A 25284-nucleotide genomic window follows, 5' to 3' on the forward strand; every position below is an offset into this window, starting at 1 on the left:
CAACCTAAATTTGGGTTGTTTTTTTTTTTTTTTTTTGCCGCTTTATTGTAAAATTTTGTAGGACAAAAATGAGACAAAAGCTTTGAGATTTCTCATTTTTATAAATTTAAAGTAATAAATTAATAAAAATCATCTTTAATAATTTTAAGGATTATTAAATTATGAAAAAAATGAAATATTTATTTTTTGACTTAGAATTTGCTAGTTCCATGGGCGGAGTTCATAGTATTTGTGAGTTTGGTTATGTAGTAGTTGACCAAAATTTTCAAATTTTAGAAAAAAATAATTTGATTATCAATCCTAATATTTCAAATGCTGAGTGAGACTATCGAGCATTGAGAACTTTGCTAACTAGAAAGAAAAATAAATATGAATATAGAGCGACTTTTGATAAATTTTATAGTCTCATTGCTAAAATAATACAAGATGCTGATATTGTTTTAGGTCATAGTTTAGACGGAGATGCTAAAGCACTTAATGATGATTGTATTAGATATAATTTGCCAAGTATTGATTTTGATTTTTATGATATTATGTATTTTTATCGAGATTTCAAGAATTCGAATCATAGAATATCCTTATCCAATATTTTAGAAGAACTGGAAGTAGAAGGTAATCCTAATTTTCATGATGCAGGAGCTGATGCTGAAAACACTATGCAAGCAGTTAAAGCAATTTTGAACAAATTAGAAATGAGTCTAGAAGATTTAATTTCACTTTCACCTAGTTCGAAAAATAGAAATGAAAATTTTATTATTTCAGGAATTGAAAAAAGCAATAAAAGAAATCAATGGATATGAGAGTTTCAAGATTTTTTTAAAAATGGCAAAGATGTAGCAATTGATGGAAAATGGCAAGAGTATTTACTTACAACTTTTATACAAACTTGTGAAAAATCTACATCTTCAAAACAAGTTTTAGATAATAAATCTATTTATTTATCCATAAATAAAGAAAAAATGAAATTAAGACCTATATTGAGTTTGGTTCAACTTACAGTTGATGCAGGAGCTAAAATAGTTTTAAACAAAAAAGAATGTGATATTTTAGTTAAAAATAATAGTGCTGATGACAGCGAACTTGACATTGAAAAACTAAACAAAGAAAGAACAAAACCTATAGAAATTATCAATTATGATGATTTTTATAAATTATTAGGTATTAGTTCAAGTATTTTAAAACAATCTCCATTAGTTAATTTTGATTGTCTTTGGAATGTGAAAGATTCAAAAATGTTTAGGAGACTACAACCTGCATTTAATATATTAAATCCCTCAAGATCAATTGTTTTTAATGATTTGCCAAAGAAAAAGAAAATAAAACAAATAAAAGATAATTTGGATTTAAATATTAAAAAAAAGAAATGGAATCAGCCTTAGAACTACTAAAAAAAATAATATAAAAAAACACGAATTAAGTTCGTGTTTTTTTAAAATAAAAATTAATTATTTTATTTCTTTGCCATCAATTTCAAATTTGCGACTTAGTGTTTTGCTTCCAGTTTCTGTAACTAAAACAACATCTTCAATTCGAACACCACCAAAACCTTCAATGTAAATTCCTGGTTCAACTGTGATCACCATTCCAGGTTCTAAAATAGTTTTGATATCTTTACCTACAACAGGAAGTTCGTGAATATCAATTCCAACTCCATGACCTGTTGAGTGAACAAATTTATCGCCATAACCTTTTTCTGCAATGTAGTCACGACAAGCTTTGTCAACTAGACATACCTCAATTCCAGGTTTAACAGTTTGACGTCCTTTTTGTGCAGCTTCTTGAACAATTTGGAAAATTTCCAATTTTTTTGGATCAAGACTTGCTTGTTGCTCAAATACAATTGTTCTTGTGATATCTGCGCAATAACCTTTATAAAGCGCTCCAAAGTCAATTTTTAGTAAATCATTTGAAATGATTTTAGACTCTCCAGCTCTGTGGTGAGGCATCGCTGAGTTTGCTCCAGTAGCTATGATGCTATCAAAAGATTCTTTATCAGCTCCCAATGTTTTCATTGTTGAATTTAAAATGATGTCAAATTCTTTTTCTTGCATCCCAGTTTTTAAACTAGGAATTGATTTTTCAAAGGCTTCTAATGAAATATCAACAGCTTTTTGAATTTTTGCAACTTCATCATCAGTTTTTAAAATTCTTCATTGATGAGCACTTAATTGTTCAAATTCAGCATCCTTAAATCAAGTTTTGATGCGACTGAATTCACCAATAGTTAAATACTCTTTTTCAAGCCCAATTTTTTTGTAGGAATCCGCTTTTGATTTTACAAATTCATTTAGATTCTCTTTATTGAGTAAGTGAATCTCTGCATTTTGTGCATTTTTTCTTGCAGCTTCAATGTAACGACTATCTACAAATAGGTGATTTTGATTTTTTTCAATAAACAAAATTCCATCAGAAGTGTTGATTTTGCTTACTCATAAACGAGTTTGGTAAGCAAAAGATATAACTACATCTAATTTATGTGTAGTGAAATCCTTGTCTAAATATTTACGATTCATTATTTTTTCTCTTTATGAGTAGTATGTTTGTTGCATTTTGGACAGTGTTTTGACATTTCGATTTTGTCAGGTGTATTTTTTTTATTTTTTTTGCTAATGTAATTTTCCATTTTGCAATCTTCGCATCTTAGGGTAAAACCATCTCTTGCCATAAATTCTCCTTTGAAATAAAGTTAAACATTTAAAGTGTAATTATACTATTTAAAGCATAAAAATAATAAGTTTTTTGTAAAAACTTGTTATTTTCTATAATTTTAGTTTAAAAAAATTATTTTTTTTAAAATTTCAAAAAAAAAAAAAAAAACAAAGCAAGTTTTAATTTGCTTTGTTTTTAAATTATATGTACATATTATTATAATAGAGATTTATCTCTAATTGATTGACCATTATTAATTATATCTTAGAATACAAACTTACTAAAGGAATTACAAACATTTAAAACGCAGTTTTTAGTCATTAACTAATAAGAAAGAGGGTTAGTATGGAAGACTTATTCAGAAAAATTCGATAACTTTTTGGTGCTCTCGACAAGACTTGAACTTGCACGCGTTTCCGCATTAGAACCTCAATCTAACGTGTATACCAATTTCACCACGAGAGCAAATGGCGGATCAGACAGGATTTGAACCTGCGCGGGCGGTAAAACCCCTAATACGTTTCCAACATATCCTCTTCAGCCTCTTGAGTACTGATCCACTAAATTATATAGTACAATATAAAAATTATAATATAAAACTTGTTTTATTTTCCAATTTTTTGAATTTTCATTGAAAAACATTACTATAAATTATATAATTTAACTATAATTTATAGGCATATTTCACCAGAATTATTTTTTAAAAATTTAAAAAACATTAAATATTAGTTAATTGATAGTGAATTTTGAGTTTTAATCTAAAAATCAATCAATAAAATTAAGGTTAATTTAAATTTTTAAAATTAAATTTTTTGGACTATCAAAAAGTCTTTTTCTATCTTGATAATCATAAAATTCTTTTAAATTTGATATTTTATGATATATAGTTATAAGAAAAATAAATTTTTGTAGTAAAATTTTAAAAAAAATTATTCACTTTTATAGGATTTTTTAATGACAAAAAAACAAAAACTTTTAACAGTAGGCCTAGCTGCTGCAGGAATTACAACTTTTGGACTAGTAGTAGGCCTAGCTAGTCAAGCTAATTACAATGGGCAAAACCCAAGAGCACGTGTTAATGCTGAACTTTCGCAAATCAAATCAGTTGCTTTCAAAAATGACTTTGCACCATTTACTAGTGACTATACCGCTTTAAAAAACAAGCTATTTGATGAAAATAGTAAATTAAAAACAGATGTTAATTTACTTGATGGGCTTGAGTTTATTTCGACTAATAATAGTGTTTTCAATATTCCAAATGGAATTAAGGTTGAAATTGAAAACTTTGAACCAGAAGATGCTCAAAGTCGTTTTAAATTACAGTTTCACTTAAGTCAACAAGTTCACAATAGAGTTGCAAACTCTAACTCATATATTGTTTATTTAAGTCAGTCAGATGCAATTAAAAATGCTTTAGTGCAATATTCAGATTTTGTTCGTAAGAGTTTTGATGAAATTAAACCAGTTGATTTAGGATATTTTAAAAACCAACCAACTACTAGTGGTGGACAAGTTGAAAAACCACTCTTTTTAACACAAGTTAGTGATTTTGTTGATGAAGTCAACAAATCTACAGATAACCAAGAAGTTCTTAAAACATTATCATCTCATTTAAATTTGAATCAAATTTTTGATGATATTAATAGTAAAGAAGCAACATTGCCTACCCAATTAGGAGACAAACCTTTTACTATTGAAGTAGTTAAAAATCCTGCAAATGAACAACAATGAGCAAGTTTGTCCACAGATAATCCAAATGCTTTTGATTTTTGAGTTAAAACTAGTTTTAGCTCAGATGCTCAAAAAGCACTTGAGTCATCAGCTTCTAAAAGTGATACTATTATTCAAAAAATTGAAGTTGGTAAAAATGCTAATTTCTTTTTAGATCCACAAAAAATTATGTCTCAAGTTGGAATTTACCAACTAAGTAGTCTTGATTTCTATCGTGATAGCAATCAAAGTAGTCCACGTACAGATATTTACTATGAACCTTTAAATAAGCAAGGTTTCCAAGCTAGTTTACCAATTAATTTTGCCAGTTCAAAAGTAGATTCATATAAATATGATGCTTTTACTTTTTTTAATGAATTACAAAAAATTAGCAACCAAGATGACATTAATAATGCCATTAACCGTTTATTAATTAAAGGTGTTAGATTAAATTTAGGTGAGTATCAAAATTTATCAGCCAAACTTGTTAAAAAATATTTTAGATATGATTTTTTAACTAAAAAAGGAAGTATCAAAATTGGATTTAACAATAGATTATACATTGACTTGCCAGTTAGAATTAGTTTGTTAGACTCAGTTGTTGGTAGAGATGGTTCAAAAGCAATTGCAAGTAAGGAAGTTAAATTTGATCTTGATAACTTTAAACCAGTTGATCAAACTGAATTTGATTCTTTGATTTCTGAAAACAAAGTTGGCAAAGGGAGTTCGCAAGATAAAGCTTTAACCAGTACTCGACTAGTTAGTGCCGATGAAATTACTACATTAGTTAAAGAGAAAAAATTTGACCAATTAAGACAACTAATTGCAAGTCCAAATGGATACAATTTAGATTTAAGCAAAGAAATACTTGATTTAGCAAGTGTGGATGCACTAAAAGCACCTACAATTGCAGATGTGCAAGCTGCACAATGACAACAAAATAAAAATGATTCTTATCAAGATCAAGGAATTTTTAGTTCAAATACAAGTATTTTCAAATCTCAAAATGAATTAGCAGCATTTTATCGTTCACTTTTAGAGCAAGGGCACTTGGGTGTAGTTAATGGATTGTATAAATTAGCAACTGCTGCTGGTTTAAAATTTAATAAAGGTCAGTTTGCAAATTTAGATAATTTAGGTTCATTATCACTTAGTGATTTAGACAAAATTAAAATTGAAAATAATAATTTTAATAAAGAAGACGATGAAGATAATAATTCTATTTTTCTATTTGATGTAAATGGTTATTTTAAAGATTATAGTACTTCATTTCCATTGTATTTGCCAACAAGTTTTAAACAAACAAGCACAGATTTTGAACAATATTTAGGTGTTGGGAATCAAAAATCCTATGATCAACTTACTTTTGCTGACTTAGATAATAGTGATGCAAATTACAAATTTAGATTATTGTCTTTCTTAAATACTTATCAATTCAAAAGAGCACAATTGATTGATACATCTAAATTAAGCAGTTCACAAAATAGTAGTTCACAGCAAGTTGTTTCAAGCACTTCAAGTTCTGAAACAAGTGATAATGATGATCCTATTTTTTCATCTGCTGGTCCAACAATTGAAGATAAAATTGCTCAAAGTGATTTTGTTCCTAATAATTTCCCATTCACACTTGCTAAGAAATTGGATGTAGAACAATTTTATAGTAAAAGTAGCACAACACCAGATCAACACAAAACTACTTACTTTTCCCTTGATGCAATTACTTCACTCAAAGATTTAGTGGTTGCTTTCTACTTGCAAGCAGCTGCAAATAGTGGATGATCAAATAAAACTAATTTTGGTTTCAAGGTTGATGTTGAATTTAAGCAAGTTCCTGTTACAAAATCACAAAATAGTCAAAATCAAACAGATAAAGAAATTATTGAATTAAAATATTGATACAAATTTGGTTTCCAAAAAGAAAATGGTGAATTTGTTGATGATATTCTAAAAACTAATGAGATTCCTTTATTTTTAGAAGCATCTAGTTATAATAATCAAAAATTTGAAGAAGTTTCAAATCTTGACTCAACAATTTTGAACCTTCCAACTCAATATACCAATTTAGTTTTTGGTGAAAATAAATTTAAATTATTAAAAGATACAATAGATGAAAAAAACAAACCAACTTCTGCCCCTTCTCCAACAAAACCAACAACTTCTAGCACAGACAAGTTTAAAACTTTCAAAGTATTAGCCGAAGGCTTGGCACCATATCTCAAATCATTAAATAGTAACTATGATTTTGAAATTGAGAAAGCAACTTTAAATTCAGATTCATCTGCAATTTTAACTGGAAAATTATATTTATCACAAACTGAACCAGTAGCTCAAGGTGAAGTTAATAAACAAGCTAAAGCAAAAACTACTACTAAAATACCTTCAAGAATTCCACTTGTAATCACAATTGTTAAAGATCCAAACAAACACGATTCAACTGATGGACTAAAAGACAAGTTGTGAGAAGATCACATTGTAGTTATTAAAGCAAGTTAATTAAAGGTTTTAAAAGGATAATTATGAAAAATACTTCATTAAAAAAGAAAATTATTATCGGTGCTAGCACACTTGGATTTGTTGCTTTAACAGTTGGACTAGGTGTTGGGATTTCAACTTCTAAAATTAATAGAGGTTATAGTTCGGAATTTGTAGTAAGTGATAAAGTCAAAGTTATTGGAGATTCTTATCCAGATTTAGCAACCGATTTAGCACAACTCAAAGCAAATCAAAGAGCAAATGGATTAACAGCTGCTGAAGTTTTGAATATGATTCAAAACACTAAATTTGCTTTTAATTTAAACTCACTAGTTGATTTTAGTAAGTTAGAACAAAAATATCCTAACTTATATTTCCAAGTTTCAGCACTTGCTAATACAGCAACAAGTGCTACTAGCATCACAAATGTTGCAGTGCTTGCTTTTGACAAGTCAACAGATAAACCTGTTAGCACAGGTTCTGCACCAACAACTATTTCAGGTTTTGCCAAAGAAAGTCAAAACATTAACCAAAGTGAAATTGCAACCGCTAGTTTATCTTTGGAAGGTTTGACCAGTTATGGTGATTTATTGCCTTCACAATTTAGTGTTTTAATTCAAAACATTTTTGCAACTCAATTAAACAAAATAGTTAATGCAAATAGAGCTGCTGAAGTTCAACAACCACAAGCCCAGGCATCTGCGACCACTTCTTCAAATGGGGCTAGTCAAACTTCAGATGCACAAGTGTCAACAACTTCAAGCAGTGAAGCTACAACCGACAAAACTACTACAACCCAAGAACAATCAACTGTTGCACAACCTATTAATTTAGATCAATCACAACTAGAAACTGTTTTTCAAAACGCTATAGCTCAAGTGGGAAATATTAGTTTTGAAACTGCTGGTAACAAACTTGTTTATTTACCTACCACAACTAAACTAATAGCGGTTAGAGAAGCGGGTAATAAAGGTTATATTAAAGTAAACTTTAATGATGCAGATGGAACTGCTAGTTTCCAAGCTCAAATTATTGATGCACAAAATCAAATTCAAAATATTACAGTTAATGTTCAAGGTTTAGCTTCAACTGCTCAAGTTGTAAGCAAATTTAAACAAGAATTTGCTAAAACCAGATTTTTTGAACTGAGTGCTCAAAAAAGAGCAGAATTATTAAATCAAGCAAAAGGTTTTTACCAATTAATTGGTCCTAAAGCTCATGAAGCTAACTTATTTAGTACTTGATTTGATCAAAAACAAACAAAATTTGGTGATTTTAATGTTACATTTAATGTTGAAGTTCCAGATCAAACAAGTACTTTAGATGCTAATGGTCAAGTTATGCTTGGAGCAAAACTAACTTATGACAAACCTATTAATATAAGTGCTGAAAATCTTAAATTTATTGACCTTCCAGGTGCAAAAAACATTGACGACCAGAATATTGGATCTCAAATTGGATTTGTAACTCCATCTTTAAAAGTTACAGATTTAACTAGCACTTTATTTGGTGATGCTAATCAAAAAGCATTTTATGACATTGCCGGTTCTAACCCAACACTAAAAATTAAAAGTAACAACTTTTCAACCATTTTTGCTAGTGATGTTAAACGTGTTACAAATAATTTAAGTGACTGAGCAAAATATACACTAGAACAAAAAAATAATATTATTAATTTTTTCAATAGTTTTGCAACCGATGTAAACAAAACTATAGTTACTAAAGTCAAATCAGAAACTCAAACAAGTCAACAAGATAAAGCTGTTAAACCAGTTGAAGTTAGTGAAACAACAACTGAACAAGCGAGTGTTCAACCACAGGCTACAGTTAAAACTGAAGCTGTTAAAGCTGGTGATTTTTTAGGACAAACTCTTGATGAATTATCATCTAAATTTGCTGATTTAAAGGTTGATGGTAACTTTGATGAGGCAAACTCAATGTTTAAATTAACCTTTACAAGTCAAAATGAAACTATCGGTCAAATTGAAATTAGCAATGTAAGTGCAGATAATGTTGCTTATCAACAAGCTAAAGAAGATGGAGTTGCTTACTTTTTAGATGCGGAACAGTCTTTAGTAAAACCTGCAGATAAGACAGTGGGTGACACTACTTTGTATTCATTAAATAACAATTTTGCAACTTTTAGTGATAAAAAAGAAGAAGTTGCTAAACCAGTTGCAACAAAAACAGAGGCAACAAAAACCGAAGCTACAAAAACCGAAGCAACAAAACCGGTTGCAACTAAAACAGAGGCTACCAAAACTGAAAAATCAGAAGAACAAACACCTAAATGAAAAGCGCCAGAGAAACTACCTAACTACCTAACTAAAAATGGTTTACTTTTAAATAATGCACTTAAATATCAAGGTAAAGATGATGAAGATGCAACTACACTAAAAGATGGTGTGATTTATCTTGCATTCCAACCAACTAAAGACTTAGAAAATGGTAAAAAATATAATTTATTATTAGGGAAGGTTGGTGATAAATCAAATGGTACTGTTAGTGTGTTTATTCAGAAATTAAATGGAAGTGAAGAAAGTGAAAGCGCACCTGAGGAACAACAAGTAGCGCAACAAACTGCAACAGAAACTAAAGACTTATCTAATTCATTTATTATTGGAATTGAGTATAAAAATGTTAAAGATGAAAGCACAACTAACACACAAACACCTTCCCAAGGAAATGGTGGTGGAACCCAAGGGCAAACTACCACTGGTAAAACTATTGAACTTTTAGCATTAGTTGCATCTAATAAATTTAGTAATGAACAAGCAAATCAAAAAATCTTAATTAAGAGAGTTGATACTAGTGGAGGTGGTGTAACAAATAACAATTCTAATGATCAAATTAGTTTACAAGATATAAATGCAGATACAGCTCCACAACCGCAACAAGGTCATGGTGGTGCTGGGCAACAAAACACCGGCGCTTCTAACAAAAGAGGAATTAGCGCTACATCTAAAGGTAAATTTGATGAACAGTTCCAAACATTCTTAGAAGATGCTAGCTCACCATTTTTATTAGAAATTGTTGTTAAAAAAGATGAAAGTATTAAATTTACCTTAATACCAAGAACTGCAACAAATAATGGTGATTCATACATAAGTCAAACTATTAATTTTAACTTAAGTCAAGATGCTAAAGGTTCTCAAGGAGCAAAACAAGTTAAAGTAGCACCTGCAGGAGCTGCAGTTCAAACCCAAGCCCCAACTCCATCAGATAAAACTCTTGCAGAAAGAGGTCTTGACTTCTACCAAATTGGTGATACTAAAGCAAGCAAAGATGATGACAAAGGAACAATTATTTTCAAGTCATTTGCAGTATTCAAAAGTGATGAGCTTGCAAAAGATGATAAGAAAATAATGAAATTACGTCAAAGTTTTGTTAAACAATATTTAAGTTTTAAATAATTTTATTTAACTATTTTATAACTAGGACACCAAAGTGGTGCCCTAGTTTATTTTTAAAAGTTTTATTTAAAAAAAGGCAAATGTATCCAAATAGCTTTATGGTACAATTTTGAATTAATTATGAAATTTCAATTTAAAAAGTTTAAAAATATCTTAAAAAAAGAAGAAGATTCAGCTAATAAGTTGAATGAATTTTCACCTAAAGTTGAAGAAAAACAATCTGAAATTCAAATAGAAGAAATAGAAACAATTGAAAAACCAAACAACCATTTTAAAGCCAATTTAAATTTTTTACTCTCAGATGATAATGAACCACAATCTAAAGTTCATCAAGATTTGAATAAAGTAAATAATATAATTGCGCCACCAACACAAACAATTATTGAAGCAAAAACTATAGATAAGCCAGTAGATCAATCTTCTCCGAAAGAAGAACCTGTGAAAAAAAATAAATTTATTTTTTGACCTAAAAAGAAAACAACTAGTGAATTAGAAGGTTTGGGAATTCCTAAGGAAGAACGTCAATTAGTTGAGGATCTTTCACAAATTCAGTCCATTGAAGCACTAACTGAATTTAATGAAAAAATGGATTATCGTAGCAAAATTAATGTTTGAAGCAACAATTTCAAAGTTTTAAATAAAGATATTTTGTCAAATCTTGAAAGTGTCAAAAGTAATGACAAAAATAATCCAATTGAAACATTTTGAAACAAAATGTCTATTCTTGCCCAATCCATTTATAAAACTATTGTTATTCTTTTAGTTTCATTAATTTGATTTTTATTTTGAGCAGCTACAGGTGGGTTTGATAAATATAGTGTTTGGCAATATAGTGTTTATATTTTATCCCTTACATTATTTTTATTTTTTGTTGAGTTGATGATTTATATAAATAATGTGCAAAATAAAGGTCATTCTGATAGACTTGTGCGTTATTATGTGAATAATGGAATTATTACTTTAATTAATTATGCAGTTCGAATTTTGTTTTTATTTACGCCGCTTTTTGTGCAATCATTTATTCAAGTGAGTGCAAATGATTCAAATAGCTATAAGTTAGTTGGAATTTTATCTGTGGCGACAAGTGCACCTTCATTATCTTTATTTTTTGCATCTATTTTTTATGTACCAGTACACTGAAATAAAATTTACAAAAAAATTATTGTTTCTACAGGTATTTTGCATATTTTTTCACACCTATACTTGCTTAAAAATTACAAGCATAAACAAACTGATTTAGTTTATAAACGTTTACGTGATAATTGAATTAGATTACACAAAACATATGGAAAACCACTTGGAATTGGCTATCATCCAGAATTCATTAAAACTATTACTTTTATGAAAAATAATCCTGATTTAAGTAATGAAGAGCAAAAACGTTTAATTGAAAGAGTAAAAAACATAATTCAACAAGACTTACATTTAAAAAAATAGAAAAGTAGTTTAAGTGGCGAAAAAAAATGATTGACCTTGCCGGTGCTGGCGGTCTAACTTGAGGCTTTTATATAAAAGTGGTTTTAAAATTGTAGAACCATTGAAAATTGACTTTCAGCCACTTTGACTTATAATAAAAATTTTAAAACTAGTGTAGATTTTGAGTGAATTAAAGAAGGTATTGAAGAAAGTAAAACTCTAAGCTTAAAAACACTAGAAATATTAAAGAAAAAAATTTTAGAACGCCTTTTTCCAAAAAAATAAAAAATATTTTTGAATTAAAAATTGTTTATAAACAAAATTTGCACAAAATCTAAATAATATTACAATTTTTAACTTACAAATATTATTAGATAAATTAAAACCCCTATATAAATAAAGGGGTTTTGTTAAATTTACAATATTTTGTCTTGTTTTTTAAAACTACAAAAAGTAAACTTTTAGATTTTTCTAGCTTTTATTTGACCTTGTTCTCAACTAATTATAAAATGAGTTTTTGGTACAATTTGCTTACTTACAATCTGCTTTGCCACTCAAGTTTCGATTTCTTTTTTAATAAATCTTTTAATTGGTCTAGCTCCATAATTTTGGTCAAAACCATGATTTAAAATTCAAGTGTTAATGGAATTATCAAAATCTATTTTATAGTCAGATTCTTCTAATCTGCTATTTAAATCATCTAGTTCGAGGTTGATAATTTGAGACACAGCATTATCATTTAATTTATTAAATGGAATAATTTCATCAATTCTATTGATAAATTCAGGTTTTAAAAACTTGAGCAATTCACTTTTAAGTTGCTCATCATCTAGTTGCTCACCAGATAGAATCTTGTTAGCAACTAGGTTTGAAGTCATAATAATGACTGTGTTTTTAAAGTTGATATTACGACCTTTAGCATCAGTTAGACTTCCATTGTCCAAGATTTGCAACAAAATGTTGACAACATCTGGGTGTGCTTTTTCGATTTCATCAAAAAGCACAATTGAATAAGGATTTTGTCTTACTTTTTCAGTGAGCATTCCACCTTGCTCAAAGCCGATATAACCTGGAGGAGCACCAATTAACTTAGCAATGCTATGTGGTTCCATAAATTCAGACATATCAAGTCGAATAATTTGATTTTTATTATCAAATAAATTAAGTGCTAATGACCTTGCTAGTTCAGTTTTTCCAACTCCAGTTGGTCCGAGAAATAAGAAGGAACCTATAGGGCGACTTTGATCACTAATGTTGGCCTTAAATCGCAAAATAGCTTGTGAAACAAGGGCGATGGCCTCATCTTGACCTTTGACTCTGGATTTTAAATTATCTTCAAGATTTAAAAGCTTGTCAGTGCTAGTTTCCATCAGTTTATCAACTGGAACTTTGCTGATTTTAGCCACGACCTTGGCAATTGCAAGTTCATTTACAATATTTTCTTGATTGCTCTCTTGTTTAAAACTAGCTAATTTAGATTCCAAATCAGGCAAGACTTGATACTTAATTTTAGAAGCGGCTTCATAATTGCCATCTGACATTAGTGAGTTTAATTTGCTTTTTTGTTCTTCAATTTCACTTTGATATTTGGCAATTAAACTAGCTTGATTTTTTTGGCTAATTCATTTTTGTTCTTCTTGTTTTTGTTGTGATTCAAGACTTTGAATTTGTTTATTAAGTGTTGCTAATTTTTCAACTTTGCCTTCTTTTTCTAAGGCGATTTTCTCAACTTTGAGATAACCAAGTTGTTGGATAATTTTTTCTAATTTTTCAGGTTGATAGTTGAGTTCAACCTTTAAATTAGCAGCCGCTTCATCAATTAAGTCAATAGCCTTGTCGGGCAAAAATCTATCACTAATGTACCTGTCTGATAAACGCGATGCTGCAACAAGGGCTCCATCGCTAATTTTAACTTGGTGAAAAGTTTCAAACCGGTCTTTGATGCCTCGCAAAATAGTGATTGTATCTTCAACATTTGGTTCGTGCACATCAACTTTTTGCATCCTGCGTTCAAGAGCAGCATCTTTTTCGATGTAAAGTCGATATTCATTGATAGTTGTTGCACCAATGAGTTTGATTTGGCCACGAGCCATCATTGGTTTTAAAATGTTGGCAAAGTCCATAGCATCACCACCCGATGAGCCAGTACCAACTAGTAAATGAATTTCATCGATGAAAATAATAATTTCATCTTGGTGCTCTTCAACTTCTGAAAGCACAGCTTTGATGCGCTTTTCAAATTCTCCTTTGAAAGATGCGCCAGCAATAATAGCTGTTAAATCCAGTTCAAAAATTTGTTTATTTTTTAAATCTTGAGGAACTTGTCCTTGCACAATTTTGAGGGCCATACCTTCAACAATAGCAGTTTTTCCAACTCCTGGCTCACCTACCAAAACCGGATTATTTTTGGTTTTTCGTGACAAAATTTTAATAATTCGGCGAATTTCTTCATCTCTATTAATAACAGGATCAAGTTTGTTTTGTTTAGCTAAAAGTGTTAAATTTCTAGCATATTTATTTAAATTTTCTAATTTGGTCATTTTTAGTTTTTCCTTATTTTAATTTGTATGACCAAATTATAACATATTTTTGGCACTTAAAGCCATATATTGCCAAAAAATATTAATAATTTTTATCATTTTAACTATAATATAATGTAAAATATTCTATTATGAAAAAAATTATTATTGGTAACTGGAAAATGAACAAAACGTTTTCTGAAACTAGTGAATTTATTGAAAAATTAAAAGAACTTTATATGGAAAATTGAACTAAAATACTAGATATTGATTTTGCAATTGCAGCTCCTTATATTTATTTATTTGGATTTTCATCAAGTGGGGGCAATATTCAATGAGCTGCGCAAGACGTATCTATGTATGACAATGGGGCTAAAACTGGAGAAATTAGTGCTCAAATGTTAAAAGATATGAGCGTTAAATACACCATTGTGGGGCACTCAGAACGTCGTGAATTTTTTAACGAAACTGATGAAATTGTTAATCAAAAAGTTAAACAACTTTTAAAAGAAGGAATTCCACCAGTTGTTTGTATTGGCGAAACTTTAGAGCAATTTGAAAAGGGACAAACTGAAGAAGTTCTAACTAGTCAAATTCAAAAATCACTTGAAGGAGTTGATTTTTACAATGTTATTATAGCTTATGAACCAATTTGAGCGATTGGAACTGGCAAAAGCGCAACTCCTGAGCAAGCTCAAAAAGTTTGCAAATTTATTAAAGAAATTACAAACAATCAGGCAAGAGTGCTTTATGGTGGTTCTGTAAATCCAAGCAATATTGCTGAACTTATGGCACAAGAATCTATTGATGGGGCTCTTGTTGGTGGTGCCTCTTTAGATGTTAATACATTTTTAAAAATATTAACAATGAATAAATAGTGAAAAAAACTATTTATTTTGACTAAATTTTTCATTTTTCATTTAAAATTATCTTTTTTATTTATTACTTGGTTTTAATAGTTTCTCGGATTATTGCTAGGTTATAAATTCATAATTTATTATTAAATATTAAGGAGAAAAAAATGATTAGTAAAGAAAAAAAACAAGAACTAATCAAAAAATTTGGTGGTTCAGAAAAAAATACCGGTGATGCTAGAGTGCAAATTGCACTTTTAACTATGGACATTGAATCACTAAAAGAACACTTTGCTGTTAACAAAAAAGATAAACACTCAATGCGCGGCTTTATTGCTAAAGTTAACAAACGTAAAAAAATGCTTGCTTACTTAAAAGAAAAAGACTTCGCTGCTTACAAAGCAACTATTGAAGCTTTAAATATTCGTAAGTAGTCTTAAATTTGAAACTTGTTTTCAATTATTCAAAGCACATTTATTGTGCTTTTTCTTTTGCCAAAACCAAAAGGCAAAGTTTATTTTTTAAATCTAGTAAGTTTTATGATTTTAAAAAACTATTGATAAAAAGTCAGTTTATGTGATAAAATAGCAATATTTTCTAGGAGCAAATTATGATTAATGTAAATGAATTCAAGCCAGGAATCACCTTTCAAGATGAAGGTCAACTTTTTGTGGTTTTGGAATCTCAACACTCAAAACAAGGTCGTGGTCAAGCCAATGTTAAAGCCAAAGTTAAAAACTTAAAAACTGGTGCAACTGTTGTAAAAACTTACACAGGTGGTCAGTTTGTTAAAAAAGCTCACATTGATAAATCTAGTGCATCTTTTTTATACAACGATGGTAATGACATTGTTTTGATGAATGATGAAACTTTTGAACAATTTAGCATTTCTGTGCAAAAAGTTGAATGAGAATTAAACTTTTTGGTTGAAGGTGCTAAAGTTCAAATTCGTAAATTTGGAGAAGAAATTCTTGATATTGAACTTCCAGCAAAAGTTGAGTTAACTGTTACTCAAGCTTTTGATGCTGTTAAAGGAAACACATCATCAAATCCATCTAAAAAAATTACAGTTGAAACTGGTTATGAATTAGATGCGCCCCTATTTATTAAAGAAGGTGAAAAAATTATTATTTCCACTGAAACTGGTAAATATGTTTCAAGAGGAAATTAATTTTAAATTAAAAATAAATAAGGTTCAAAAAACCTTTCGAAATAATTAAATTATAGTATAATTAATAGTTGCCATTAAAACAATAACCTTGTAACTTGGTCAGGATAGAAATATAGCAGCCACATCGAGAAGTATTGTGTTTAGTGGTTTTTTTATATATTAAAATTTATTATACTTTGAAATTTGCTATGAAAAAAAACCACAAAAAAAATAAATGTACTTGCAAATCCCAACAATTAAATAAACACAATATACTTTCTTGTTTAAAAAACAAGTTCACAAATCAAATGAATAATGAACTTTTTCATTTTAAACAAGAATATATCACATTAGCAAACATTTGGAAAATTAAACCCATTTCAATTTTGATGATGTTTATTTCAGCAGCACTATTTACTTTAGGGATTAACTTTTTCTTAGGAATTGTTGAAACAATTCCAACAGGCTTGTCAGCCATTCCTAAATTAATTTTAATTTTAGTCTATCAAAAAACTGGCAAAAACCTTGAATGATTATTTTCTATAATTTTTTTAGGCCTTAATATTCCTTTAATTATCTGACTTTGGCTTAGATCGACAAATAAAAGTTTTGTTTATTTGACTACTTTTTGAATGATTTTTCAAATTTTTTGAAACCAAATTTTTTCGCTTGATACTCCGTTGAAAGAATTTCTAAAAAATAATATTATTTTTACAATTCCATCTGGTAATAAAGTTAATTCAGGAACACTTCAGACTATTTACTATACAGTTATTGGTGGAACACTTGCTGGAACAGCAATTGGAATTGCTTGAAAATTTGGTGGTTCAGGTGGTGGAACAGATTTAATCACTTATTATATTACAAGTAAACGTCGTCGCCCAATTGGCAAATTTATGTTTATTACTTCAATTAGTTTTGCTTTATTTTCATTAATTATGTTGTATATTATTGAGCCAAAGGCTGTTAATATGCAACTTTTGGGTCTCAAAACAACTGCAGTTTTTATTTATTCGACAATGTCAACTTTAATAGTTAATAGAATTTATCCAAAATTTGGAAAAATTCTATTAAAAGTTTACACTAACAAACCTGATGAAATTGTTAGCCATTTAAAATCTATTAATTATTGGCACTCATACAATATTTGAGAAGGTAAATCAGGTTATACTGGCCAAAAACAGTGAAGAGTTGAAACTGTGATTTTTGTAATTGAGAAAAAAGTTATTTTAGAGGAAATAGCAAAGGTAGATTCCCAATTTTGGTTTTCTACTCAAAAAATTCATGATACAACAGATCGAATTGATGCAACCAAATTAAATTAAAAAAATAGCCATAAAAAACAAACAAAATTAAAACAAAATGTTATAATTTTTTTCAATTTAGTTTTGGCTGAGATAAAGATTAAAAAAGTAGCTTTCTATTTTTTAAAAGCTACTATTTTTGTTATAATTAATAATGCTAGAAGGTATTTACTCTAGCAAAGATAGGATTAATCTTTACATTATGGAAAAACAAAATTTTTTACTTAAATTTGCATCCAAAAATGTTAAAGTTCAATCCCTAACATTTAGTAAAGGGGTTATTCTTTGAGCATTATTGGCTTTTGCATATCTCATTTTTGTTATGAATTGAGGTTTTGCATCAGCTGGATTAAATGGTAAAGCAGGGCTTCAGGTTAATGGATATCTTGGATATCTAGGTCATTTCTTCCCAGATGCTAGTGATGCACCATCTTCTGTTGTAAACCGGGCCGTTGACTGAGGGATTACCATTGGACGGGCTATTGGTTCAATTTTAGTTGGATGGTTAATTGTTAAAGTTTCTCATAAATATGCAGTTATTATTTCATTAGTGTTTATGCTTTTTGGAATTGCTGCTCCTTATTCACCATCATATGCAGGATTCATTATTTTACGTACAATCTTGGCCATTGGTGGAACAATGCAAATTGTTTTACTTCAACCAGTTGTTGCAAGATATATGAATCAAAGACAAAAAGCATTATTTTCTAAATTATCACCATTTTTCTATCCAATCGGAACAATAATTACTTTATTACCTTTTGTAGTAGGTGAGAAAATTAAAGTTGAGATTCAAGGACAATGACAAACAATTTTCTTAGTAATTAGTTTATTAACACTAATTCCATTAATTGGTTATATTATTTTAGGTGCAAAATTTGACTTGTACCCAGATGCAATTGCAGCTCGTCAAACAGCTGAACCATTATCTTTATTTAAATTTTTCAAACAAAAAGATACATGAGTGTGAGCACTACTTTATGGTTCATGACTAATTGCAGTTGTCTTCCCATTTGCACTTTCTAAACCTTTATTTCATAGATTTATAGGGGATACAACAAATTCATATGAAGAACAAATTAATGTTTTCATAATTGTATTTTTAGCAGGAATGTTTGTTGGACCATTTACAGTGGGACTAATATCTCAATACCAACTAAAACGTCGTGCTTTTATTGCAGGTGTTATAGGTTTTGGTGTTCTAATGTACATATTAGCAACTATAACATTTATTAAAGGTGTTGCTACAGAAGTTCCAGGTCAATATGGAGGTTACTCAGCCTTATTCTTAATTCTAGGACTGGTTATGGGGACTTGTTTATGAGGAATTCAAGGAGTTCTTTTAAACTTGCCACATGAATATAAAGGTGCAAACCCAAGAAAAATTGGATATCAATTTGGTCTTATTTGAGGACTTGGTTATGCATTTTGAACTATTGCAAACATTATTACTGGATTAGTAAGTACTCCTCCTGGAGTTGATATTAAAACTGATGCTTCAGCATCTTCAAACTTTGCAACAGGAGCTTATGTACTAGTTATTATTTTCTCACTACTTGCAGTTGGAGCTATTTTCTTACTAAAAGAACCAAATCCAAGCTACCCAAGTTTAGCGAAAATATTGGTTCAAAGAAAATTCTCAGAAATTGTTAAAATTTCTAAATAATGAGTTAAAATTAAAGTTGTAATTATAAAAACAAAAGGAGATTTTATGAAATCTACAAAAATCATTTTAATTGGTGCAGGAAATGTTGGGACATCATTCTTGTACTCAGCTATTAACCAAGGATTAGCTAGCGAATATGGAATTATTGACTTAAGTCCAGAATTTGCTTATGGGCAAGCATTAGACTTAGAAGATGCTACACCTTCAGTTGTTCGTCCATATAGAATTTATCAAGCTGATTACAAAGATGCAGCAGATGCTGATTTTGTGGTAATCACTGCTGGTAGACCACAAAAACCAGGTGAAACTCGTCTTGAGTTAGTAAAAGACAACATTAAAATTATTAGCGAAATTGCTCAAAAAATTAAAGAATCTGGATTCAAAGGAATTACTGTTATTGCTTCAAACCCAGTTGACATTATTACACGTGCATATCGTGATGTTTCAGGATTTAGTGATGCAAAAGTTATTGGTTCTGGAACAGTTTTAGATACTGCTCGTCTTCAAGTTGAAATTGCTAAACGTGCAGGAGTAGCTCCTGAATCAGTTCATGCTTATGTAATGGGTGAACATGGAGATTCTTCATTTGTTGCTTATTCAAACATTCAAATTGCTGGAGAATGTATTTGTGGATTTTCAGCTCAAACTGGAATTCATGCTGACAACTATGAACAAGAATTAGAATACCCAATTTCACGTAAAGCATATGAAATTATTAACCGTAAAAGAGCAACATACTATGGAATTGGTGCAGCACTTGCAAACATTGTTAAAAATGTTGTAAATGACACCAAAAAAATCTTAGTAGTTGGAGCTAACCTACGTGGACAATACGGATTTAGTGGAGTTAATGTTGGTGTGCCAGTTGTATTAGGTCGTAATGGAATTGAAAAAATTGTTCAAATTACTTTAAATGACAAAGAAAAAGCTAAATTTGCAAAATCAGTTGAAATTATTGACACAATGTACAAAGATGCAACTGAAGGTCGTTAATTCTTTCTAATCAAATAACTTTAAATAAAAAAACCACATTTATGTGGTTTTTTTCATTTTTAAATTTTAACTGATTTCAATAATTAAATTAAAGTAAATATAAAATAAAAAGTTAATTTTATTTAGTTAAAATTAAAAAAAATTAATGAATAATATAAATAAATTATATTTTGTGTTAAAATTATTATCTTGTGAGTGGTCACGTAGCTCAGTAGGACAGAGCACGAGCCTTCTAAGCTTGTGGTCAGAGGTTCGAATCCTCTCGTGATCGCCATTTTTTTTTAAAAAAAATGCGATAATTAACCACTAAATAATGCTAAAATTATTTAAATATTCTAAATTAATAATGAGTTGGTTAAGATGACAAATGTGAGTGCTAAAGTGAAAAAAAATACATATTTATTTTTATTAGATTTGGATGGGACCGTTTTATCTGATTCGGCAACTGGTGAAATTCACCCAGACACACTCAAAGAAATTAAAAAAGCTAGAAGCGAAGGACATATTGTTTGTATTTTAACAGGTAGACCTTGGCGTTCAACCAAAGCTATTTATGAAAAATTAGAACTTGACACAATTGTGGCTAACTTAAATGGAGCTCATATTCACAATCCTTCAGATTATAGTTTTGTGCCAGAAATTAGTTATTTAAATTTAAATGATGTTTTATACATTTTAGGTGATAAGAAAATTAAATCTGAAATTAGCAACATTGCCCTCGAAGGACCCGGTTGAGCTAAGTTAAAAAAAGCTGATGAGCAACTTGAGCGTGTTTTTGGTTTTATTCACATTCCAGATTTAAAATACGGAATTAATTTAAATAAAATACCTTTAAGACCAACATGTTTGATAATGGATACCAAACCAACTACAAATGTTTCGGAATTCAAATCTTATCTAGAACGTAAATATGGAGATTTAGGTGAGTTTTCAGCTTGGTCAAAAGGTGAAGGCTATACTTATGTTTTTGATATGACAGCCATTGGAGTTAGCAAATCTAAAGCTGTATCAATGATAGCTCGTTATTACAAAATTGACTTGGATAACATTGTTTCTATTGGAGATAGTTATAATGATCTTGCAATGTTTCAAGTAGCAACAATTTCTGTGGCAATGGAAAATTCAACTAATGATATTAAAAAAGAAGCTACAGTGGCGCTTAAAAAAAGTAACAAAGAAGGTGGAGTTGGTTACTATATTAAAAAGTTTTTAAAAAATCCTGAAAAAGAAATTGAGCGTTCTAAAAATATTAAAAAATTACGTTCAGCAGTAACTTTTGAATTATAGTTTTTAGCTTTAAATATGAATACTATTCAAAAAATTGGAATTTATGGTGGGAGCTTCGATCCTTTTCACAAAGGACATCAAAGTGTTGCTCAAACTGCTATTGAGCAGTTAAATTTAGATGAGTTATATCTTGTGCCAGCTTGGCAAAATCCAACTAAAAAAAACTCACCTTTAGTAACTAGTGAGCATCGCCTTAAGATGCTAGATCTTGTTAAAACAAACAAAATTAAAGTTAGTGATTTTGAAATTAGAGCACAAAAAGTGAGTTATACAATAGATACTATCAATTATTTTGTAAAAAAATTTCCTAATGCTCAACTTTTTTTAATTATCGGTAGTGATAATTTAAAATTTTTTCACAAATGAAAAAATTATGAACAAATTTTAGAATTAGCTCAATTAGTTGTTTATCAACGTGACTATCGAATTTCTAAAAGTCATATTAATAAATACAAATTGATTAGTTTAATTGCAAAACCATTAAATTTTAATTCAACAGAAATTCGACAAGGTAATTTAAATCAATGTCCAGCAGAAATTTCTAGTTATATTGCTAAAAATTTTTTATATATTGATGTTATTTTAAAGTATCAAATTAATAATGGTGAGAGATTGAAACATTGTTATAACACTGCCAAAATGGCAGCGAGTTTAGCAAAAGCACACAATAGTGATGCTAAAATTGCTTATTATGCTGGTTTGTTACATGATATTACAAAAACTTGAGAACCAGAAAAACATAGATTATTTTTAGAAAATCACCACTTTGGTGATGTGAGTAAGTTGTTAAATTATCAATTACACCAACTTAGTGCTGCTCAATTTTTAAAAAGTAACTATCCACTTCCTTATCCAGAAATAGTGCGAGCCATTGAATGTCATACAAGTTTGTGTCACCAAATGAATTTACTTGATAAAATTGTTTATGTTTCTGACAAAATAGCAATTGGTCGCCGTTTTGAAGGTGTGCAACAACTTCGAAAATTAGCTCTAGAAGATATAGATGCTGTTTTTAAAATATTAGTCAAACAGTCCGCCCAATTACACAAAGAAGAAAAAAATAGTGATGAACAAAATGAACTATACAAAATTCATTCCTAATCAAATTGATATTGCAATTATTTTTGCTGATGAGTTAGAATTTGTGGAACCTCAATCTTTAAACTTGGAAATAATTGCTGATTTGTCTTGTGAGAATTTCAAACTTTTAAAGTTGAGATATAAAAATATTGTATTTTTGTATGGGCAAAGTCGAATAGGTTTACTAAATGCCACTAGTTTTTGCCAATATTTGATTGATAATTACAACATAAGTGTAATTATCAACTATGGAGCTGTGGGTTCTGTGGATTTACCAATCCATTCACAAGTTTATCCTTCTCACTTTTATTATCTAGATGCCAAAACTCCTTGATATCCAAATGGCCAAACTCCAGGTGAAGTTGCTTTTTATCAAAATAATCTTTGAGCCAAGGAACCAATTAATTTGGCTTCATCAAGTTCATTTGTAACTAATGTAAAACAACTTGATGGTTTTGAAAACATCAAAATTTTTGATATGGAGGCCTTTGCATTAGCAAAAATTGCTCACAATTTTTCCAAAAAATTTTATTGTCTTAAATATATCAGTGATAATTTAGGTAATAACGAAAATCTCAATGATGTCAATACCACCATCAAAGAAGGTGCTCGTTCAAGTTTTGAGCTAGTGATTAGCAAATTAGAAGAGATTGCAAATTCTCTTTAAATTAACTTTGCTTTGGCTTCACTTTTTGCTGAAAATATGGTAAAATTTCTAATTTATATTATTTATAATATAAATAGAAAGAACATATAAACGCTTGCAAAAGGAGAAGTATGTCAAATCAAAATTATGACGCTCAAGATATTCAAACACTTGAAGGTCTAGAGCCAGTTCGTAAGCGCCCAGGGATGTACATTGGTGGAACAGGAATCCAACCACTACACCATCTTATTTGAGAAATAGTAGATAATGCTGTTGATGAAGCGCTTGCTGGTTTTGCTAGCAAAATCAACATTACCATTACAAAAGATGGTTATGTTGAAGTTAGTGATAATGGACGGGGAATTCCAACAGGTATACATCCAAAACATGGTGTTTCAGCTGCAGAAGTTGTTTTAACAATTTTGCATGCTGGAGGAAAATTTGATAGCAATTCCTATAAAGTTTCAGGTGGTCTCCACGGGGTTGGGGCGTCTGTTGTTAATGCTCTTAGTTCACATTTGCAAGTTTGAATTAAACGAGATGGGAATTTGCACTTTCAAGAGTTTGTTAATGGAGGTCACAAAGTTGCCGACTTGACAGTAATTAAAAAACTTGATAATCCAAGTGAAACCGGCACCACTATTAAATTCAAACCTGATTTTACTATTATGGAGCAAAATGATTTTCGTTTTGATATTGTAGCTGATAGAATCAAACAAACAGCCTATCTTACAAAAGGGCTTGAATTTAATATTACTGATGAACGCACCGGGATGAACAAACAATTTTTGTTTGCAGGTGGGATTGTTGACTATGTTTCAGAACTAACCAAGGGTTATGACAAAGTACATCCAAAAATCATTTATGTTGAAGATGAAATTGTAGATAATGATAACCATGTTAAAGTAGAAGTTGCTCTTCAATATGTTTTACAAGATCGTTCAGAAGTTTTAGCTTATACAAACAACATTTACAATCGTGAAGGTGGAACTCACGAAATGGGATTGTTTGATGCACTAATAAGAATTATTAACACATATGCTCTTGAACACAAATTTATTCGTTCAGAAAATGAACGTTTTAGTAAAGATGATATCAAAGAAGGAATTTTTAGTGTTATTTCTATTAAACACAGTGATCCTATCTTTGAAGGTCAAACTAAAGGTAAACTTAACAATAAAGAAGTGCGTCAAGCAGTTAATCGTACTTTCAGTGAAGTATTTGAACGCTTTTTAGCTGAAAATCCTGAACAAGCTGGCAAAATTATTGAACGAACCATCATTTCACAAAAAGCACGTCGAGCTGCTGAATCAGCTCGCGAGGCTGTAAAACGTAAATCTCCTTTTGAAATTAGTTCTCTACCAGGAAAACTAGCAGATTGCAGTACTCGAAATGCACAATTAGCTGAATTGTATATTGTCGAGGGTAATTCTGCTGGTGGTAGTGCTAAAATGGGTCGTGACCGTCATTTTCAAGCCATCTTACCTTTGCGTGGAAAAGTAATTAATTCACAACGCTCTCAGTTTGATAAAGTTCTTAAAAATGAAGAGATTTTATCACTTATCACAGCTTTTGGAACAGGAATAGGCCCTGAATTCAATATCAATAAAATACGCTACCAAAAAATCATCATCATGACCGATGCTGATTCAGATGGTTCTCACATTAGAACCTTGCTTCTTACCTTTTTATATCGTTACTTTAGGCCTCTAATTGATTATGGACTAATTTATATTGCTCAACCTCCTTTGTATAAAATTAGTGCCAATAAAAAAATAGCTTATGCCTATAGTGACAAGCAAAAAGATGAAATTACAAACACTGAATTTGCAGGTCAAAAAACTACAATTCAACGTTATAAAGGTCTTGGTGAGATGAATCCAGAACAGTTGTGAGAAACCACAATGGATCCAGCAGTGCGAAAAATGTATCAAGTTCAAATTCATGATGCGATGTTAGCATCACAAGTGTTTGAAGAATTGATGGGCGATGAAGTTTCAGCTCGCAAACTGTTCATCGAGGAAAACGCACAATATGTTAAAAATCTTGATATTTAACTCTTCTTGTTTATAATTAAAAATTCTTGAAAAACATAAAAAATAAACAATAGATTAAAAAAAGGTTA

17 protein-coding genes, 3 tRNA genes and 1 other RNA gene are annotated in these 25284 nt (G+C 29.7%); 16 read left to right on the forward strand and 5 right to left on the reverse strand.

Going from position 1 to position 25284, the window contains the following annotated elements; genetic code table 4:
* Nucleotides 1-161 precede the first annotated feature (161 nt).
* Nucleotides 162-1379 carry a 3'-5' exonuclease family protein gene (locus tag MYB_RS01165; protein ID WP_022934975.1) on the forward strand — a complete coding sequence of 406 codons (1218 nt, stop codon included), beginning with the start codon at nt 162-164 and terminating at the stop codon, nt 1377-1379.
* A 66-nt stretch (nt 1380-1445) separates the two neighbouring features.
* Here the strand turns inward: MYB_RS01165 and MYB_RS01170 are convergent, their stop codons facing one another.
* From MYB_RS01170 to MYB_RS01185, 4 genes are all read right to left on the reverse strand, one after another.
* Complete coding sequence (locus MYB_RS01170) at nt 1446-2513, reverse strand: aminopeptidase P family protein (protein ID WP_022934976.1); 1068 nt, start codon at nt 2511-2513, stop codon at nt 1446-1448.
* Complete coding sequence (gene rpmG, locus MYB_RS01175; RefSeq protein ID WP_022934977.1) at nt 2513-2665, reverse strand: 50S ribosomal protein L33; 153 nt, start codon at nt 2663-2665, stop codon at nt 2513-2515. The genes MYB_RS01170 and rpmG overlap by 1 nt, the downstream gene beginning before the upstream one ends.
* Before the next feature lie 364 nt (nt 2666-3029).
* Nucleotides 3030-3114 (reverse strand) — tRNA-Leu (locus MYB_RS01180).
* 3 nt (nt 3115-3117) lie between these two features.
* A tRNA-Ser gene (locus MYB_RS01185) sits at nt 3118-3208 on the reverse strand.
* A gap of 395 nt (nt 3209-3603) precedes the next feature.
* On the opposite strand from MYB_RS01185, the gene MYB_RS01190 reads away from it, so the two are divergent.
* From MYB_RS01190 to MYB_RS01200, 3 genes are all read left to right on the forward strand, one after another.
* The gene (locus tag MYB_RS01190) at nt 3604-6852 is read left to right on the forward strand and encodes a P97 family adhesin (protein WP_022934978.1); all 3249 of its coding nucleotides are present in this window, start codon (nt 3604-3606) and stop codon (nt 6850-6852) included.
* A 23-nt stretch (nt 6853-6875) separates the two neighbouring features.
* The gene (locus MYB_RS01195) at nt 6876-10244 is read left to right on the forward strand and encodes a P110/LppT family adhesin N-terminal domain (RefSeq protein ID WP_022934979.1); all 3369 of its coding nucleotides are present in this window, start codon (nt 6876-6878) and stop codon (nt 10242-10244) included.
* 120 nt (nt 10245-10364) lie between these two features.
* Nucleotides 10365-11681 carry a polysaccharide biosynthesis protein gene (locus tag MYB_RS01200; RefSeq protein WP_022934980.1) on the forward strand — a complete coding sequence of 439 codons (1317 nt, stop codon included), beginning with the start codon at nt 10365-10367 and terminating at the stop codon, nt 11679-11681.
* Between the two features lie 440 nt (nt 11682-12121).
* Here the strand turns inward: MYB_RS01200 and MYB_RS01205 are convergent, their stop codons facing one another.
* Entirely contained in the window at nt 12122-14200 is a 2079-nt protein-coding gene (locus MYB_RS01205; protein WP_022934982.1) for an ATP-dependent Clp protease ATP-binding subunit, read from the reverse strand.
* Nucleotides 14201-14331: 131 nt separating this feature from the next.
* On the opposite strand from MYB_RS01205, the gene tpiA reads away from it, so the two are divergent.
* The 12 genes from tpiA (at nt 14332) to MYB_RS01260 (ending at nt 25216) form a co-directional block, all read left to right on the forward strand.
* Complete coding sequence (gene tpiA, locus MYB_RS01210; protein WP_022934983.1) at nt 14332-15057, forward strand: triose-phosphate isomerase; 726 nt, start codon at nt 14332-14334, stop codon at nt 15055-15057.
* 143 nt (nt 15058-15200) lie between these two features.
* Nucleotides 15201-15467, forward strand: a complete 267-nt coding sequence (gene rpsO / locus MYB_RS01215; RefSeq protein ID WP_022934984.1) for a 30S ribosomal protein S15 — start codon at nt 15201-15203, stop codon at nt 15465-15467.
* Nucleotides 15468-15643: 176 nt separating this feature from the next.
* A complete protein-coding gene (gene efp / locus MYB_RS01220; RefSeq protein ID WP_022934985.1) occupies nt 15644-16204 on the forward strand; it encodes an elongation factor P in 561 nt (186 codons plus the stop codon).
* A gap of 63 nt (nt 16205-16267) precedes the next feature.
* Nucleotides 16268-16364: signal recognition particle sRNA small type (gene ffs / locus MYB_RS03145), an RNA gene on the forward strand.
* 127 nt (nt 16365-16491) lie between these two features.
* The gene (locus MYB_RS01225; RefSeq protein WP_236612629.1) at nt 16492-17508 is read left to right on the forward strand and encodes a YitT family protein; all 1017 of its coding nucleotides are present in this window, start codon (nt 16492-16494) and stop codon (nt 17506-17508) included.
* Between the two features lie 181 nt (nt 17509-17689).
* Complete coding sequence (locus MYB_RS01230) at nt 17690-19153, forward strand: hexose phosphate transporter (protein WP_025279610.1); 1464 nt, start codon at nt 17690-17692, stop codon at nt 19151-19153.
* 45 nt (nt 19154-19198) lie between these two features.
* The gene (locus tag MYB_RS01235; RefSeq protein ID WP_022934988.1) at nt 19199-20146 is read left to right on the forward strand and encodes an L-lactate dehydrogenase; all 948 of its coding nucleotides are present in this window, start codon (nt 19199-19201) and stop codon (nt 20144-20146) included.
* Nucleotides 20147-20343: 197 nt separating this feature from the next.
* Nucleotides 20344-20420: transfer RNA gene (locus MYB_RS01240), tRNA-Arg, on the forward strand.
* An 86-nt stretch (nt 20421-20506) separates the two neighbouring features.
* Complete coding sequence (locus tag MYB_RS01245) at nt 20507-21433, forward strand: Cof-type HAD-IIB family hydrolase (RefSeq protein WP_084626637.1); 927 nt, start codon at nt 20507-20509, stop codon at nt 21431-21433.
* A gap of 15 nt (nt 21434-21448) precedes the next feature.
* Nucleotides 21449-22534 (forward strand): nicotinate-nucleotide adenylyltransferase, encoded by a 1086-nt coding sequence (locus MYB_RS01250; protein WP_022934989.1) that lies wholly within the window; start codon nt 21449-21451, stop codon nt 22532-22534.
* Complete coding sequence (locus MYB_RS01255) at nt 22509-23180, forward strand: phosphorylase family protein (RefSeq protein ID WP_144084174.1); 672 nt, start codon at nt 22509-22511, stop codon at nt 23178-23180. Before MYB_RS01250 ends, MYB_RS01255 begins: the two co-directional genes overlap by 26 nt.
* Before the next feature lie 110 nt (nt 23181-23290).
* Nucleotides 23291-25216, forward strand: coding sequence for a DNA topoisomerase subunit B (locus tag MYB_RS01260; RefSeq protein WP_022934991.1), 1926 nt, complete (start codon nt 23291-23293; stop codon nt 25214-25216).
* Nucleotides 25217-25284 lie beyond the last annotated feature (68 nt).

The organism is Mesomycoplasma bovoculi M165/69 (assembly GCF_000524555.1).
GTDB classification, from domain to species: domain Bacteria; phylum Bacillota_I; class Bacilli_A; order Mycoplasmatales; family Metamycoplasmataceae; genus Mesomycoplasma; species Mesomycoplasma bovoculi.